We start from the raw sequence: 13,655 nt of genomic DNA, 5'->3' as shown, positions 1-13,655 counted from the left end.
CACAGCACACGAGAGGACCCACCCCATGGCCCGGAAGATGAGCGCCACCGAGCGAGCCGCCCGCGATGTCGTGAACAAGTACGTCCGCGACGGCCTGATGGAGCGCGGGCAGGCCAACCGCGCGATCCGCGACGGACTGCACATCGCCGAGACGACCGTACGCACCGAGTACGTCGAGCACGGGTGGGGCTCCGCCCTGTACTACGGGCAGAAGGTCGCGGCGGCCCGCGAGGAGTTCGACGCCGCCCGGCCCGGCTCGGTCGCCCAGCGCATGAAGGGGGCGCGGCTGCTGGCCACGGAGATATACGCGGCCGTGTTCGCCGTCGTGGAGGCCGAGGAGGGCCCGCGCGAGGGCGCCGAGCGGCTCACCCCGGGCCAGGCCGAGGAGGTCATGGCCACGGTGCGCGACACCGCCCGCGAGATGCGCGAGGAGGCCACCAACCCCCGCGCCCGCCTCACCACCGCCGCCTGACAGCTCCCCCGCTCGCCGGGGCGCACCCCGCGCCCCGGCCACTCCTCCCGGAAGGTCCCACGACATGCCCCTGATGGCCATCACCGCCGACCTTGCCGCCGCGCAACTCCCGAAAGGCATCGAGCACTCCCTCGTACGCGTCGCGCCCGCCCGGCAGATCCGGGGCGGGGACCTGCTCGTCGGCATCGACGACGGACCGCTCACCCACGCAGCCGGCCTACGCTCCGCCCGCCCGTTCCCCCGCCCCCGCTACGCCCTGACGCAGCCGCTCCATGCCCTGGCCCGGGACACCGGCACCATCACGCTGGACGGCCGGAACTACACGGCCGAGCCTGACGACCTGGTGCTGTACGTGCCCGCCGCATGGTGCCCCGTCGCGTATGAGCCGGAGCAGCGCGTCGAGCGGATCGCCTGGCACACCCCCGCGTGGGGGTACGACCGGGCGCCCCGCCGGTACATACAGCGGGGCACCCTGCGCCGCGTCGACCCTGACGGCCTGGTCGCCGTGCAGTGGGACGGGTACGAGGAGACGTTCCTTACCAGCCGCGACCTGGTCCGGCCCGTCGACCCGGCCGACATCACGCAGGAGCGCGAGGAGAGCGGGGGCTACGCCGTTGGGGACCGTGTCACCTTCGGGCAGGGCCCGTCCGCCGGACTCGTGCTGGACCTGTACCGGCCCTCGTTCTACGGCCCGTTCAGAGCCCGCGTCCTGTGGGACGGCACGCCCGACACGGCGCCCCGCGAGGACACGATCAGCGCCGACCAGTTGAACGTCACCACGCCCACCGAGGCGTAACCGCCCCTTCAGCCCCGCCGGGGCGCAGCACCGCGCCCCGGCCGCCCGAGACAGGAGAGACCCCGTGAGCACTGCCACCGACGCCCAGGGCATCGACTGGTCCACCATGCAGCGCGCCGACTTCGACCCGACCGCGCCGCTCGCCCTGGTGGACGCCCGCGCCGTCACCCGCCGCGTGGACGCCGTGGCGCACGCCAACGGCACCGACGCCCTGTTCGGGGACGAGCCGACCCCGCGCCGCGCCGCCCGCACCCGTGGGCCGGCTGTCGCGTCCACCCCCCAGGACGACGCCTTGTTCTGAGCGCCCGGAACAGTAAGCCAGAGGCAACATACCCGACTCTCACCGGAAGGGTCGGGTGCATTCCCATCTGCTGAAACGCGGATCATTTCGGACCACGCGTTCCCCTCAGTGTTCACCCTGGTGTACTATTTTCTTGTTGGCGGAGAGCAACCGCCGACGAACCAACGAACCGAGGAGCACCCGATGGCTTCTGCCCGCACCGTCCTCCGCGACCGCGTCCGCGCCAACCGCGCCGCCTCCGCCGCCCGCCGCGAAGTTGCCCGCGCCGCCCGCCGCGTCCGCACCACCGCCCGCTCCCTCGCCACGCACGTCATCGCCACCGGCGCCGACCGCGAGACCGTCAAGGGCGTCGTCAAGGCGCTGCGCACCGCCGCGAAGAACGCGGGCATCAAGGGCCGCCGCGCCCGCATCCGCCGCACCGCGCAGGGCTTCAAAAAGCACGCCGTCACCGCCTACCGGTACACCCGCGCCCAGGTCGCGCACATCGCCGCCGCGTACAAGCCCCGCAAGGCCGAGTACAAGGTCGTCCGCGCCGCGCTGATCGCCGCCTGAGCCACCCCCTGACCGCCGGGGCGCGGCCCTCCCCCGCCGCGCCCCGGCCCCTCTCGACACCCCGGAGACGGAGACACCCATGTCCACCACCGCCCCGTTCGTCGGCCAGTACGCCCAGGCCGCCCAGCGCGCCCGCGTCGTCGCCGAGATCGCCCGCGACCGCTTCACCACCGACCCCAGCATCCGCGCCACCCTCTACGCCATCGCCGAGCGCCTCGACGCCGCCGCCCGGGAGTTCGTGGCAGTCCCGCCCGGCGCGTACGAGGAGCTCCCCACCGAGGCGTGCGAGGAGCTGTTCATGGCCGAGCAGATCGCCGTGGACCACCCGGCCGCTCGGTTCCCCGCCGAGCTCGGGGAGTACGTCCTGGTGCCGCTCGTCGACCGTGAGCTCCCGTTCCCCCGCCGCCTGGACCCGGCCCGCCCGGAGTTCGCCAAGTTCGCCCAGCGGGAGACCGAGCAGGCGCACGCGCTGCACCTGCTGCACGCCGACGGCCCGCACCAGTGGGAGCGCACGGACGACTGGCTGCGCCAGGTCTTCAAGGTCTGGGAGAAGCACCTGCGCCTCGCTGCCGAGATCGCCGTCGACAACGGCCGCCCCTGCAACCAGCGCTGACCGCCCCTCAGCCGGGCGGGCGTCACAGGAAACGCCCGCCCGGCGTACTACCCGGCGAGAGCACGCCGGGCCAACCACGAACCGGAGGAACACCCCGTGGACGACATTGCCCAGGACCCCACCAGCAGCACCCCGGCGGAGCGCGCGGCACGTGGCCGTGCCATCTGGGACCGCTACTGCACCCAGTACGGCGGGTACACGGCCGTTGAGGACGTGATCGCCGACCTCCTGCACTTCGCCGACGCGGACGTCACCGACGGTGCCGGAACGGTCCTGCGCCGCGCCCAGGCGCACTACTTCGCCGAGCGCCCCGACAGCATGCCCCAGCACCCAGCCGCCGACCCCGAGCCGCCACTGTTCGACGAGCACGGCAACTACACGCCCTCGCCCGGCACGGAGTACCCGTTCGCCGTCTCCGACATCGCCCGCGCCACCGCCCGGCTCCTCGGCCAGGGCTGGTCCGCCGAGTCCGGGTACTGGGGCGTCTCCGGCGCTATCGCTGGCCCGTACACCGCCGAGTTCGAGTTCGTCGTCGACTACCAGGGCGACCTGACCCTCACGTACACGCCGTACGAGGCCGACGGCTTCCCCGAGCTCCCGGAGCTGCCCGACGGGGTGAAGGAGTGCGGGGAGGGTGTCTACCTCGAACTCGCCAGCGCCGCCGACGGACTCGACAACCTCGCCGAGCGGTCCGCCGCCGCGATACGCACCGTCACCGGCTACGACCCCGCCGACTTCGACTTCGAGTCTTCCGCGTCCCGGCAGCACCACGTCGACACCGGCCGCTACCTGCGCAAGGGCGAAGCCGAACAGGCATAGCCCGCCCTCCCCCGACGTCGCGCCCCGGGGCCTGGCCGTACGAGCCGCCCCGGGGCGCGGCCCACCACACGCACGGAAGGAACCCCATGTCGATCCTCCTGATTGGTCGCTGGACCTGGGCCGGACACCTGGAGATCACCGAGTCCCACGCCGTCGAGGACGGCGACCAGGACGCCATCCGCAAACTCGTCGACGGCCACGACATCGGCGAACTGTTCGCCGCCGAATTCCTCGTCGACGACCACAAGGACGCCGTCCAACGCGCCTACGAGGAATACGTCGCCGACGACGGGGCCGAACTGATCGACGAGGTCGAGGGCTTCGAGCCCGCCGTCGTCTGACCGACGCGACGCAAGCACCACCCGCACGCCCCAATACCCCGGCCGGAGAGCACCGCGCCGGACCAACCACGAAGCGAGGAACACCCCGTGATCTCTGCCGTTGCCCAGGCGACCACCGCCGCCCCGCTCGCCGCCCTCCTGCCCGCCCGCCGGGGCAAGGCGTGGACAGTCGGCCCCGCCCCCTACGGCATCCGCAACAACGCCGCCACCGCCCGGATCACCGACGGCCGCCGCGCGCTGCTCGTCGTCGAGGAGGGCAACCGCGTCGAGCTGTACGCCGAGCGGCCCGGCCTGTTCCCGTACACGCCGGACGACGTCGTCGACTCCACCGACCCGGCCTCCGTCTCCACGCTCGCCTCCCGCGCCCTGCGCTGGATCCTCGCCGACTTGGACGCCGAGAGAATCCGGACGACCGAGGCCGAGATGGGGTGGCGTCAGGTCCTGCACGCCAAGGGCACGGCCTTGACCGAGTTCGGGTTCCACCTCATCGACCACGGCGTCAACGCCCAGGCCAGCGAGCGGCCCGACGGCCCCGGCATCGAGTGGACGGCCGCGAGCAGCGCCGAGTGGGCCGTGTGGTCGTACGGCATCGCCGGGGGCTTCTCCCTGACCTACGAGGGCCCCGTGAGCGGCCTGCACGGCGCGCTGCCGGTCCTGCTGCCCCCGATGGACGGCCACGCCTCCACGGACACCGGTAGCCCGTTCACGCGCCACCTGACGGACCGCTTCCCGCAGCTCCGCCCGGTCGACGCCGACGAGGTCGAGTTCGGCGGCTACCGCGACTTGCACGGCTGGATCGCGCTCCCCTCCCGCGCCGAGCTCGGCGACCCCGTCCACGACGGCACCCGGGTCTGCGCCCAGGTCGGCCCGGTCGGCATCGACTTCCTGCTCGCCGCCGCCGTGCACCTGGTCTGACCCTCACTCGCCCGGCCGCGCCCCCGCCCCTCGCCCGGGGGGCGCGGCCCCCTCGAAAGGCCCCACGACATGACCACCGTCACCGCCCCGACCCGCCCCGCCTGCCCCGCGCGCACCCTCGCCGAGCGCGTCGCCGCGCTGCTGCCCGCGCGGGCCGGCTCACCCTGGACCGTCGAGCCGTACGCCCCCTGGTGGACCGCCCGGCACCCCGCCGCCCGCCTGGTACAGGGCAAGCGCGCCCTGGTCCTCGTCGCCAACGGCCACGCCTGGACCACCGAGATCGGATGGCAGCTCCCCGACCGCGAGCCGTACCGGCCGGACCTCACCCTTGCCACCACCGCCCCGGCCGCCGTCGCCCGCGAGATCCTGCGCCTGGTGCTGCCCGTCGTCGACGACGAGGAGGCCGTCTACGCCCGCGAGGACGACACCGCCCGCGTGCGCCTGGAGCTGCTCTACGAGATCGGCACTGCGATGCGCGCCCAGGGCGCAGCGACGTACGAGCGGGGCGGCCTGCTGGTGAACACGTCCACCGTCACCTGGTCCTCGTCCGGCCTGCGCTCCTCGGCCACCCTGCACGGCTCCAACGTGCTGTGCGACGTCCAGATCGAGGGACCGGTGCGCGCCGTCGAACGGGCCGTGGCCCGGTTCCTGCCCGGCAAGCCGCTCGAGCCGAAGACCTGGCCCATGCGCGACGTCCGGGGCCGACTCCCGCGCCGCATGGCCGCGTTCCTCGCGCAGTACGTCGACGTCGAGCAGACCGACCAGGGCGGCATCGCGTTCGGGTCCCGCCCCGGCGCGTACGGGTACGCCGCGCCCGCCGCCGACTCCGCCGCCCGGGTCCGCGACACCACCCCGGCCTCCGTCGACCTGCACGCCGTCGGCGTCGACTTCCTCGCCTCCCTCGCCCCGCACCTCGCCCGCTGAACGCCCGGAAGGACAACCCCTCGTGACCACCGCCAACCTGACCCCGTTCTCCGCCTTCGACGACGCCATGGCCCAGGCGCGGGCCGCCGCCGTACAGACGCTGTCCCTGGTATCCGTGACGCTGCACCGCCAGTTCCCTACCGGCGCGTACCTGGTCCTCAAGCGGCCGATCGGCGACTACGACGACGAAACCGTCGAGCTGGACTCCGTACGCGACGCCCAGGGCGAGATCGTGCGGGAGCTCAACCCGTACGACCTGGCGTCCGACCGGCTGCCGGACGTCCCGGAGGACCTGGCCGCCCTCTGGGGTGACATCGACCCCCGGAAGCCGGAGGAGGTCCTCGAGCTTGTGCGGCGCATCGACGAACTCGCCCGGTACGACCTGCTCGACTTCCTGCCGGAGGAGTTCCGGACGGACGAGGAGATCAAGGCGGAGAACCAGGGAGGGCGTACGCCGCTGGGCCTCCCGCTGGCCGCCGAGCACTGCCCGGAGCACGGGCCGCTGTGCGAGCCGGACGACCACGTCGAGCCGCCGACCGTGCGGGGCGAAGTGATCTGACCCCCCGTCCTGCCGCGCCCGGGGCCCGTACCGCCCCGGGCGCACCCCTCCCCGAACCGGAGCCACCCTGTGCTGACCCCCGCCACACCCGAACTGCTCGCCGAGCTGGACCGCATGCTGCGCCCCGCCACCCCGCCGTCGTTCCCCCTCGCCCTGGACGCCGCCGAGGTGCACGCCGACACAATCGCCGGGCGTCAGACGACCGAGGGACTCGGCAACTACTCCCGCACCGCGCTGCCGATGCTGCTGCGCCGGCTGTTGGCCGTCGAGACCGAGCTACTCACCATGCGCGAGAAGGTCGCCGGGCACGTGGCCGCCACCGACCAGGGCCATGACCCGACCGTCGGGGAGTTGCTCGAGGCGCTCAGGCTCGCCGGGGTCGACCTGCGGGCCGACGTCGTCACGGCGGCCGAGTTGCTCGAGGCCGAGGCGCGCGCCGCAACGTTCGCCTGACCTACCGGGAACGCACAGCCCAGGGCAATGGTTTGTGCGTTTTCCCAGTTCCCCACCCAATGTATTTACCTTGGTGTACCATTCGGCGTGTTGGTGGAGAGCACCGCCAACGGAACCAGCGAAGAAGAGGAACACCAGATGCAGATCCTGCCCCCAGCGGTCGCCACCGCCGTGCACGTCGCCACCCTCGCCCGCAAGGCCGGTCGCCCGATCCCGCCGAAGGTGTACGCCGTCCTCGAGGCCGCCGCGAACCCGTGGCCCGCCGAGTGGCTCCTCGCCCCGCTCCCGGGCGACCCGATCCGAGTCGTTGAGCTCTTTGCTGGCCCCGGCGGTTGGTCGGAGGGCATCGCCGCCGTCCTCGGCGTTGCTGTCGACGCCGTCGGCGTGGACATCTCCGCCGACGCCTGCGCCACCGCCCGCGCCGCCGGACACCGCCGCATCTGCGCCGACATCACCACCCTGGACCCCGAGCACATCGCGCTGCGCCACACCGTGGCCGTCATCATCAGCCCGCCGTGCCCCACCTTCTCCCCGGCAGGCAAGCTGTCCGGCCTGGAGCAGGGCAACATCCAGATCCTGTGTGACGCCATCGCCTACGTCGGCGAGGCCGCCGGGTTCATCCCCATGGAGTGGCACCACAACGACTACGACGACGAATGCGGCTGTGACCCGGACGACCCGGACGGCAAGGGATGCCACGGCGACGGCTTCGCCCCGCGCTCCGGCGCCACCTGGGACGAGGTCCGCGAGATGGCCGCCGAAGTCAGCGACCCTCGCATTGCCCTGATGCTGGAGGTCGTCATCTGGCCGCTCGCCCTGCAGGCCGCCGGTGCGCCGATCCGCTGGATGGCCATGGAGCAGTCCAGCAACCTGCCCGAGGAGATCCTCGACGACCTGTCGTGCGAGTTCTCGACCGCTGAGTGGTTCTACACCAGCCGCGAAATCATGGAGGCCGCCGACTACGGCCTGCCCTCCCGCCGCAAGCGCGTTTACATGATCGCCTCCCGCACCTACAACCCCACCGTCACCCGCCGCATCCGGCCGCTCCCCGCGACGTCCATGGCTCAGGCCCTCGGCTGGCAGCCCGGCGAGCGCGTCAACACGCGCGGCACGCGGCCCGTCGACCCGAAGACCGGCCGCGCCAAGGGCGGGAACTGCTTCTCCGCCGACGGCCCGTCCTGGTGCCTCACCGGCAAGTCCCGCACCTGGAAGCGCGAGAGCGACGGCCAGCGGCTCACCGAGGCGGAGGCCGGACTCCTCGTCGGATTCCGCCGCTCCTACCCCTGGCAGGGCAGCCGCACCTCGGCCTTCCAGCAGGCCGCCGACGTTGTCTCCCCGATCATGGCCGCCATCGTCTTGTCCGGCATGTTCGGCGCCCTCGGCGAGGCCCTGGTGCGCGACTACATCGCCCAGCTCTACGACATGGACGACATGCTCGCCCCAGACGACTACGAGCTCGTCACGTAGCCCCCAGGGCGTCCGGGCCCCCGCCACTCCCCGGCGGGGCCGCCGCCGTTCCCGGGCCTGTAACAGCCGCTCGCCGCCCGCCGTTCCCCCGGGCATGACCGACGAGACCACGCGCTGGGCCGACGCCTCCCGCCGGATCGCGGAGGCCGCCGAGGCGTTCCTCGAGCTCGCCCAGGCGCTCGAGGGGGCCCAGGGGCGCGCCCCGTACTGGGTGGCTGTAACAGGCCACCGCCGCGCGCCGTTCCCCGAGCATGAGCACCCTCGAGCCGTCCGGCCCCGTGTACGGCGCCGCCTTCAACCCGTTCGGGCCGTTCGTCATCCTGACCGCCACGGTCGCCGTGGACGGCGAGGAGGTCACCGTCCAGCAGCAGATAGACCTCGCCGCCTGGCGCTACATCGACCGTGACCCGCAGCTCCGCGCCGACTACGAGCGGACCCTGCGCAACCACCTCGCCGCCGCCCTGGTGGACCGCCTCGAGCCGACCATCACCGTGCACGAACCGGCCCCGCTGGGCGACGCGGTGTCCGACGCCCTGGCGCGCGCCGACGCCGCGATGCGCAACGGGCCGGAGCCGGAGCACTGTCGGTCACTCGAACTAGGCTCCGAAGCATGAGCCCCGCCCCCGCCCCCGAGCAGGCCTCCGCCGAGGAGGAGAAGTTCAACCCCCGCGACTTCCCCCAGAAGCTGCGAGACGCCCAGCACCGGGCCGCCGAGCTGTACGCCGAGCTCCACGCCCTCCAGGCCCGCCTCCCCTGGTCCCGTGAGCCTCACGACGGGTGGCCGGAGGTGACCGACCGAGGCCGGGAGCAAGCCGGCCGCGAGGCCTCCCCCGGCTGGGACCCCGCCGACGCCGAGGCGTACGACAAGCTGTGGGAGGAGCTGCGGGAAGCGACGGCCGCCGTCCAGACGCACGGCTGGTGGAAGACCTGCCGGGACCACGGTGTCCAGGGCGCGGACCTGGTCGCCGTCCGCCAGGCCCTCAAGACCGCGAACGGTGCCGTCCCCCTGGCCCGCGACGACGTCGGCACCGCTGCCTGACGGAATCCCGCCCATCGCCCCCGAGCCCGCGAGATCGTTGACTCCGCGCCCGCCCCGCTCGCCAGAGATCGGAGACCGATGACCACGGAGTCGTTCTACGACTGGATGTGCCGCCACGCCCGCGCCATGGGCTGGGAGTTGGACGAGCGCGCGCAGAAGACGCTTCACGTCTGGGCCGCCATCGCCGCGACGAACGGACTCGACGACGCGCAGACCGCCCAGCTCGCCCGCGGCCTAGGGCGTGTCCGACGGGTCAGGTGGCAAAGACGCCAGCCAGGTGTAAGGAGTGCGTCTCTCTGAGCGCGTGGCGCCTTCGAACAGAAGGATGGTGGATCGATACAGCAAACCCACATGGGGCATACGGAGCGTGCAGATCGTCACCCGTGGAAAGGCATAGCTCACCCAAGACTCCTTAAATGAAGGGGCGTTCATGCGTCGCACCGTTGCTGTTGCCGTTGGAGCTATCGTGTTCCTCGGGGTGCTGGTCACCCCTGCTAGTGCCGCCCCTGCGCCCTCCGCCGCACCCAGGAATATCGAAGGCGCCGTGACCTGTGTGATGGGTTCGTTCGACAATCCCATGGATATTCTCACCAACCTCCCCGGGTGCCTACCGGAGCTGCTGAAGCCGTGACTGCCAGGTGGTCACTGGCGGAGCCATAGCCGGACAGCGGCGACGGTGACGGTGCCGTGGAAGGTGTAGGCCCGCTTGTCGAAGCGGGTCGCCACCGCGCGGAAGCTCTTGAGCTGGTTGATCGTTCGTTCTACCTCATTGCGGCGCTTGTACATCGTTTTGTCGAATCCGGTGGGCCGGCCGCCTGCGCTGCCTCGGCGCTGGCGGTTGGCCCGTTGGTCTTTGCGTTCGGGGATGGTGTGCCTGATGTGGCGACGTCGTAGGTAGCTCCGGTTGCGGCGGGAGCTGTACGCCTTGTCGCCACCGACATGGTCGGGCCGCGTTCGCGGGTGTCCTCCGCCAGGGCGGGGGACACGGATGCGTTCGAGCACGGGTATCAGCTGCGGGGCATCACCCCACTGCCCTGGCGTGATCACGAATGCGAGGGGGCGTCGACCCCCCTCGCTGGCCAGATGGATCTTGCAGGTCAGACCGCCCCTGGACCGGCCCAGGGCCTCGTCGTCGCGGTGCTGAGCAGGCCGACTGCATCGGCCCGGAACGCTTGGTGGGCGTGCACGAGCGCCGGCGGCGTGCTGGTGGGCCCGGCAGGACGTCGAGTCAACACCGACCATGGTCCAGTCGATCCTGCCCTCCGCATCGGCGTCAGCCTGGACGGCTTGCAGGATCCTGTCCCAAGTACCGTCCGCCGACCAGCGGCGATGCCTGTCATAGACCGTTTTCCACTTCCCGAACCGTGGCGGCAGATCCCGCCATGGGATACCGGTGCGCTGGCGGAAGAGAATGCCGTTGATCACCCTGCGGTGGCTCTTCCACCGCCCGCCCCGCCCGACGTTCCGTGGCAGGTGCGGCTTCAGCCGAGCCCACTCAGCGTCGGATAAATCACCCCATCCCATGAGAGACCGAACGACATGGACGCTGCTCAGTCACCAGACCCATCGGACACTGCCTAGGCGTCACCGCGGACGAGGTGACCGCGGCCTACCAGCCGGAGATGCGCGAGGCCGCCATGACCGAGCTTCTCGAGCAGCCGGACCTTGCCGCCCTCGACGTCGACCTCGACCGGATCGCCGGCGAGGAGCCGCCCCGGTAGTCCTGTCCGGCCGGGGGGCGCGGCCGCGTAAGGGGTACAGGGCGGCCCGTACGGGGCGCGCCCCCGCTCGAGAGGCCACCCCATGGACTCCGTCCGCACCTACCTGGTGATCAACCCCGGCCCACTGTTCGGCGACCGCCGTATCACCTTCACCAGCCCGGCCCCGGCCGGTTCCGTCGTCCCGCTCGAGGTCGACGGCCGCCCCGTCCGCGCGCTGCTCACGGACACACCGCTCGTCGGCGACGTCCTGGCCGCGGAGCTGCAGATCACCTACCTGTAGCCCCTCGCTGAGGTCACGACGGGGGCAGGAGCGGCCCGAGGGCGATTGCCGCGTCGCACTCTTTGCACAGCACTGCCCCAGCCGTCGAGCGCATGAAGTCGAGAGCCTCGTGCACGTCAATCTCGGAGTCGCCCGCGGGGGCGTCGGGGCAGTCCCAGACGTGCATGATCACGGCGCCAGGGCGGCCGTCACGGGGACGGATCCGCTGTACCTTCCAGCCCCATCGGTTCTCGTCCGGCTCGCTGGTGCCCTCTTTGGGGAGCGCGTACTTCGGGACCTGGTCGTAGGAGACGCCGTCGATGGGTTGGACCTGCTCACCCGGAATCAGCCACACCCGATACTCGCGGGCTTCGATGCCCTCGCCCTCAATGTTGGCCCACACAGGGATGCCCACCTGGTACATCCATCCGCCGCGCGGCCACTGCCGACGCTCGTGGAGGTACCCCCGCACCTCCTGGCGGTCCGGGAGGATCACCCGTACTTCGGGCGGAGTCGGATCGGTGGAGGGCATGCGGCCACGATAGGCCCGGATTCCTGACAGCCCGGCGGCAAGAACGGACGCACGGCGCTTGCAGGGGACTCGAACCCCTCGGTGGCACCAAGGCGGTGATCATGGCGGGCCCGCGGGCCTGCCCCGCCTCACGTCCAGTGGTGCGCAGCGCCGTGCGTGATCACAGCGTGGCCGGCCGGGACCCGTACGGGCAACCCCAATTGGGCACCGCGCGACGCAAGACCCGTTCGGCCTCCACGATCCGCGGCCTCATCACTCCGCCTCGGAAGGCCACGCCGTGAAGACCCAGTTCCCGTCCCTGCCGAACGACCGCACGTCCCGCTTCGTCATCGCCATTGCGGTCGGCGTCCTCGTGTTCGGCCTGGTGGTGCTGTTCGCGCTCCTGGTCGCCGACGTCGACGACGACAGCGACCGTTCCGTCTCGTGCCCCGCGGGCGCCGCGGGTGTGCTCAACCCTGTGACGTGCCTGCCGTACGGCTCCGGAGGCGCAGCGGTCGCCGGTACCAACAACTCCGGGAGCAGCGCGCAGAAGCAGCCGAAGGCCCCGGCCGTGAAGGCGCCCGCCGCACCGAAGGCTCCGGCGGCACCCGCCGTGAAGGTTCCCGCGGCTCTGCCCGTCCGGATCAAGTGACGCGGCGACGTAAGGCGCCCGGGTCGGACACCGTCCGGCGCCCCGGTACCCACCACGGAAGGCCCCCAGTGTCTGACGCCGCCCCCAGAATGAACCCGTGCAGTTCCCCGTGTTCGGCGGAGCTCGAGAGTGTCGAGCTCGTCGCGGAAGGCTGCCGATGCGTGCGCTACAACCGCGTGATCCTGGCCCTGCTCCTGGCCAATCTGCTCGTTGCGATCGTGTTCGGTGTGCTCGACGTCGCCCGGGACACCAACCATTCGCCGTCTCCTTCGCCCCCTACCGGTCGACGTCGGCCAGTGTGTGGCGCATCCTCGCCCGGTTCATCGACAACGCCCGCCTGCCCGGCCGCCTCGGCCTCCAGCGGAGCGCCTGTTGGGCCGACGACCTCGATGGCCCGCAGCACATCATGGCGTTCGCCGTGTGGAACACCACCCCCGACAGCATGGGCGGGCTCCTGCAGTACGTCGCCGTCGTCGCCGACGCGGACCGGATCGCCGACCGGACATGCGCGCCACCATGACGCTCCTCGCCGATAACGCGTACGGCGGGATCCGCCTGGTCGCCCTGGGCGGCACGACCGACGAGCCGGAGGAGTGGTTCTCGCTGTACGAGTCGTGCGACCGCGTCACCTCCCCCGCCGGCGCGCAGTGACCGCCCAGTAACCCGGCAGCGGACACAAAACCTCCACAACGTGCAGGGTGCGCCCCTTGCCCGTGGCGCGCCCCGCGGCCGCCGCCTGGTGGCCCCGCGCCCCAGGCGGAAGGGAGCAGCGTGCAACCGCACGTCATGAAGGCCATGCACGACTGGGTGATGGCCTGGGGAGACCAGCAGTCCGCCGCTCAGCAGGCGTTCACCGCGGCGTTCCCCGCCCTCACCCCCGCCGAGAAATGCCAGTGCTTCGGCCCCACCCTGCGCTGGAACAAGCCCGGCGAGGGCGAAGGGAAGGTGTGCCTCGACGACCACGGCCGCGCCACGATCGAGTTCGAACGCGTCCCCAAGGCCGCCGTCGGTCAAGCCCTGAAGGAGACGTGGGGCGCCAACTGGTTCGACGAGGGCCCCGGCGGATTCGCCGAGGCCGAGCCCGGCCAGTACCACTACGAGGACGAGCAGACGTACAGCGAGTACGAATTCGACGTCCACGACGACGGGACCGTCACCTTCGGGATCGCCTACGTGAAGATCGACGACATCGTGACGATCCTCGACGCCCTCGAGCAGGCGCTCGCCGAGCACCGCGCGGCCTGACCCGGCAGAGGAGAGG

Annotated in this window: 24 protein-coding genes; 22 read left to right on the top strand and 2 right to left on the bottom strand. The window is 71.9% G+C overall.

Annotated features, from left to right (window positions below; translation table 11 throughout):
- The first annotated feature begins 25 nt into the window (after positions 1-25).
- The 16 genes from IE325_RS35125 to IE325_RS35050 all read left to right on the top strand — a co-directional run bounded on the left by IE325_RS35125 (position 26) and on the right by IE325_RS35050 (position 9,882).
- Entirely contained in the window at positions 26-472 is a 447-nt protein-coding gene (locus IE325_RS35125; RefSeq protein ID WP_190074179.1) for a hypothetical protein, read from the top strand.
- A 64-nt stretch (positions 473-536) separates the two neighbouring features.
- A complete protein-coding gene (locus IE325_RS35120; RefSeq protein WP_190074178.1) occupies positions 537-1,268 on the top strand; it encodes a hypothetical protein in 732 nt (243 codons plus the stop codon).
- Between the two features lie 64 nt (positions 1,269-1,332).
- A complete protein-coding gene (locus IE325_RS35115) occupies positions 1,333-1,569 on the top strand; it encodes a hypothetical protein (RefSeq protein ID WP_190074177.1) in 237 nt (78 codons plus the stop codon).
- A gap of 183 nt (positions 1,570-1,752) precedes the next feature.
- Positions 1,753-2,121: a hypothetical protein gene (locus IE325_RS35110; RefSeq protein WP_190074176.1), complete on the top strand. Its 369-nt coding sequence runs from the start codon at positions 1,753-1,755 to the stop codon at positions 2,119-2,121.
- A gap of 79 nt (positions 2,122-2,200) precedes the next feature.
- Positions 2,201-2,734: a hypothetical protein gene (locus IE325_RS35105; protein WP_190074175.1), complete on the top strand. Its 534-nt coding sequence runs from the start codon at positions 2,201-2,203 to the stop codon at positions 2,732-2,734.
- A 96-nt stretch (positions 2,735-2,830) separates the two neighbouring features.
- Positions 2,831-3,553 carry a hypothetical protein gene (locus IE325_RS35100; protein WP_190074174.1) on the top strand — a complete coding sequence of 241 codons (723 nt, stop codon included), beginning with the start codon at positions 2,831-2,833 and terminating at the stop codon, positions 3,551-3,553.
- An 86-nt stretch (positions 3,554-3,639) separates the two neighbouring features.
- Positions 3,640-3,894: a hypothetical protein gene (locus IE325_RS35095; protein ID WP_190074173.1), complete on the top strand. Its 255-nt coding sequence runs from the start codon at positions 3,640-3,642 to the stop codon at positions 3,892-3,894.
- 87 nt (positions 3,895-3,981) lie between these two features.
- A complete protein-coding gene (locus IE325_RS35090; RefSeq protein ID WP_190074172.1) occupies positions 3,982-4,809 on the top strand; it encodes a hypothetical protein in 828 nt (275 codons plus the stop codon).
- Between the two features lie 69 nt (positions 4,810-4,878).
- Complete coding sequence (locus IE325_RS35085) at positions 4,879-5,733, top strand: hypothetical protein (RefSeq protein WP_190074171.1); 855 nt, start codon at positions 4,879-4,881, stop codon at positions 5,731-5,733.
- A 22-nt stretch (positions 5,734-5,755) separates the two neighbouring features.
- Positions 5,756-6,292, top strand: a complete 537-nt coding sequence (locus IE325_RS35080; protein ID WP_190074170.1) for a hypothetical protein — start codon at positions 5,756-5,758, stop codon at positions 6,290-6,292.
- Between the two features lie 69 nt (positions 6,293-6,361).
- A complete protein-coding gene (locus tag IE325_RS35075) occupies positions 6,362-6,745 on the top strand; it encodes a hypothetical protein (protein ID WP_190074169.1) in 384 nt (127 codons plus the stop codon).
- Positions 6,746-6,838: 93 nt separating this feature from the next.
- The gene (locus tag IE325_RS35070) at positions 6,839-8,212 is read left to right on the top strand and encodes a DNA cytosine methyltransferase (RefSeq protein WP_229912242.1); all 1,374 of its coding nucleotides are present in this window, start codon (positions 6,839-6,841) and stop codon (positions 8,210-8,212) included.
- Between the two features lie 251 nt (positions 8,213-8,463).
- On the top strand, positions 8,464-8,826 hold the full coding sequence (locus IE325_RS35065; RefSeq protein WP_190074167.1) for a hypothetical protein: 363 nt from the start codon (positions 8,464-8,466) through the stop codon (positions 8,824-8,826).
- A complete protein-coding gene (locus IE325_RS35060; protein WP_190074166.1) occupies positions 8,823-9,251 on the top strand; it encodes a DUF8825 domain-containing protein in 429 nt (142 codons plus the stop codon). The genes IE325_RS35065 and IE325_RS35060 overlap by 4 nt, the downstream gene beginning before the upstream one ends.
- A 78-nt stretch (positions 9,252-9,329) precedes the next feature.
- Positions 9,330-9,551, top strand: a complete 222-nt coding sequence (locus tag IE325_RS35055) for a hypothetical protein (RefSeq protein WP_190074165.1) — start codon at positions 9,330-9,332, stop codon at positions 9,549-9,551.
- A gap of 130 nt (positions 9,552-9,681) precedes the next feature.
- Positions 9,682-9,882, top strand: a complete 201-nt coding sequence (locus tag IE325_RS35050; RefSeq protein ID WP_190074164.1) for a hypothetical protein — start codon at positions 9,682-9,684, stop codon at positions 9,880-9,882.
- Between the two features lie 11 nt (positions 9,883-9,893).
- Here the strand turns inward: IE325_RS35050 and IE325_RS35045 are convergent, their stop codons facing one another.
- Positions 9,894-10,775, bottom strand: a complete 882-nt coding sequence (locus IE325_RS35045) for an IS5 family transposase (RefSeq protein WP_190074163.1) — start codon at positions 10,773-10,775, stop codon at positions 9,894-9,896.
- Between the two features lie 74 nt (positions 10,776-10,849).
- On the opposite strand from IE325_RS35045, the gene IE325_RS46720 reads away from it, so the two are divergent.
- Both IE325_RS46720 and IE325_RS35040 read left to right on the top strand, forming a co-directional pair.
- On the top strand, positions 10,850-10,972 hold the full coding sequence (locus IE325_RS46720) for a hypothetical protein (RefSeq protein ID WP_268256379.1): 123 nt from the start codon (positions 10,850-10,852) through the stop codon (positions 10,970-10,972).
- A gap of 82 nt (positions 10,973-11,054) precedes the next feature.
- Positions 11,055-11,252, top strand: a complete 198-nt coding sequence (locus tag IE325_RS35040; RefSeq protein ID WP_190074162.1) for a hypothetical protein — start codon at positions 11,055-11,057, stop codon at positions 11,250-11,252.
- A 13-nt stretch (positions 11,253-11,265) separates the two neighbouring features.
- Here the strand turns inward: IE325_RS35040 and IE325_RS46335 are convergent, their stop codons facing one another.
- Positions 11,266-11,763 (bottom strand): DUF6233 domain-containing protein, encoded by a 498-nt coding sequence (locus IE325_RS46335; protein ID WP_229912230.1) that lies wholly within the window; start codon positions 11,761-11,763, stop codon positions 11,266-11,268.
- A gap of 277 nt (positions 11,764-12,040) precedes the next feature.
- On the opposite strand from IE325_RS46335, the gene IE325_RS35030 reads away from it, so the two are divergent.
- The 4 genes from IE325_RS35030 to IE325_RS35015 all read left to right on the top strand — a co-directional run bounded on the left by IE325_RS35030 (position 12,041) and on the right by IE325_RS35015 (position 13,639).
- Positions 12,041-12,394 (top strand): hypothetical protein, encoded by a 354-nt coding sequence (locus tag IE325_RS35030; RefSeq protein WP_190074161.1) that lies wholly within the window; start codon positions 12,041-12,043, stop codon positions 12,392-12,394.
- Between the two features lie 298 nt (positions 12,395-12,692).
- Positions 12,693-12,914, top strand: coding sequence for a hypothetical protein (locus IE325_RS35025; RefSeq protein WP_190074160.1), 222 nt, complete (start codon positions 12,693-12,695; stop codon positions 12,912-12,914).
- Positions 12,899-13,045 (top strand): hypothetical protein, encoded by a 147-nt coding sequence (locus IE325_RS35020; RefSeq protein WP_190074159.1) that lies wholly within the window; start codon positions 12,899-12,901, stop codon positions 13,043-13,045. The genes IE325_RS35025 and IE325_RS35020 overlap by 16 nt, the downstream gene beginning before the upstream one ends.
- Positions 13,046-13,165: 120 nt before the next feature.
- Positions 13,166-13,639 carry a hypothetical protein gene (locus IE325_RS35015; protein WP_190074158.1) on the top strand — a complete coding sequence of 158 codons (474 nt, stop codon included), beginning with the start codon at positions 13,166-13,168 and terminating at the stop codon, positions 13,637-13,639.
- Positions 13,640-13,655 lie beyond the last annotated feature (16 nt).

This window comes from Streptomyces lanatus (assembly GCF_014655715.1).
Classification (GTDB): Bacteria; Actinomycetota; Actinomycetes; order Streptomycetales; family Streptomycetaceae; genus Streptomyces; species Streptomyces lanatus.
This window is presented reverse-complemented; position numbering and strand designations above follow the sequence as displayed.

Bases quoted from the DNA above. Each gene is read 5' to 3' on its own strand.
- IE325_RS35125 (WP_190074179.1), top strand. From the start codon at position 26: ATGGCCCGGAAGATGAGCGCCACCGAGCGAGCCGCCCGCGATGTCGTG.
- IE325_RS35120 (WP_190074178.1), top strand. From the start codon at position 537: ATGCCCCTGATGGCCATCACCGCCGACCTTGCCGCCGCGCAACTCCCG.
- IE325_RS35110 (WP_190074176.1), top strand. From the start codon at position 1,753: ATGGCTTCTGCCCGCACCGTCCTCCGCGACCGCGTCCGCGCCAACCGC.
- IE325_RS35105 (WP_190074175.1), top strand. From the start codon at position 2,201: ATGTCCACCACCGCCCCGTTCGTCGGCCAGTACGCCCAGGCCGCCCAG.
- IE325_RS35095 (WP_190074173.1), top strand. From the start codon at position 3,640: ATGTCGATCCTCCTGATTGGTCGCTGGACCTGGGCCGGACACCTGGAG.
- IE325_RS35085 (WP_190074171.1), top strand. From the start codon at position 4,879: ATGACCACCGTCACCGCCCCGACCCGCCCCGCCTGCCCCGCGCGCACC.
- IE325_RS35065 (WP_190074167.1), top strand. From the start codon at position 8,464: ATGAGCACCCTCGAGCCGTCCGGCCCCGTGTACGGCGCCGCCTTCAAC.
- IE325_RS35060 (WP_190074166.1), top strand. From the start codon at position 8,823: ATGAGCCCCGCCCCCGCCCCCGAGCAGGCCTCCGCCGAGGAGGAGAAG.
- IE325_RS35055 (WP_190074165.1), top strand. From the start codon at position 9,330: ATGACCACGGAGTCGTTCTACGACTGGATGTGCCGCCACGCCCGCGCC.
- IE325_RS35050 (WP_190074164.1), top strand. From the start codon at position 9,682: ATGCGTCGCACCGTTGCTGTTGCCGTTGGAGCTATCGTGTTCCTCGGG.
- IE325_RS35045 (WP_190074163.1), bottom strand. From the start codon at position 10,775: ATGGGATGGGGTGATTTATCCGACGCTGAGTGGGCTCGGCTGAAGCCG.
- IE325_RS35040 (WP_190074162.1), top strand. From the start codon at position 11,055: ATGGACTCCGTCCGCACCTACCTGGTGATCAACCCCGGCCCACTGTTC.
- IE325_RS46335 (WP_229912230.1), bottom strand. From the start codon at position 11,763: ATGCCCTCCACCGATCCGACTCCGCCCGAAGTACGGGTGATCCTCCCG.
- IE325_RS35020 (WP_190074159.1), top strand. From the start codon at position 12,899: ATGCGCGCCACCATGACGCTCCTCGCCGATAACGCGTACGGCGGGATC.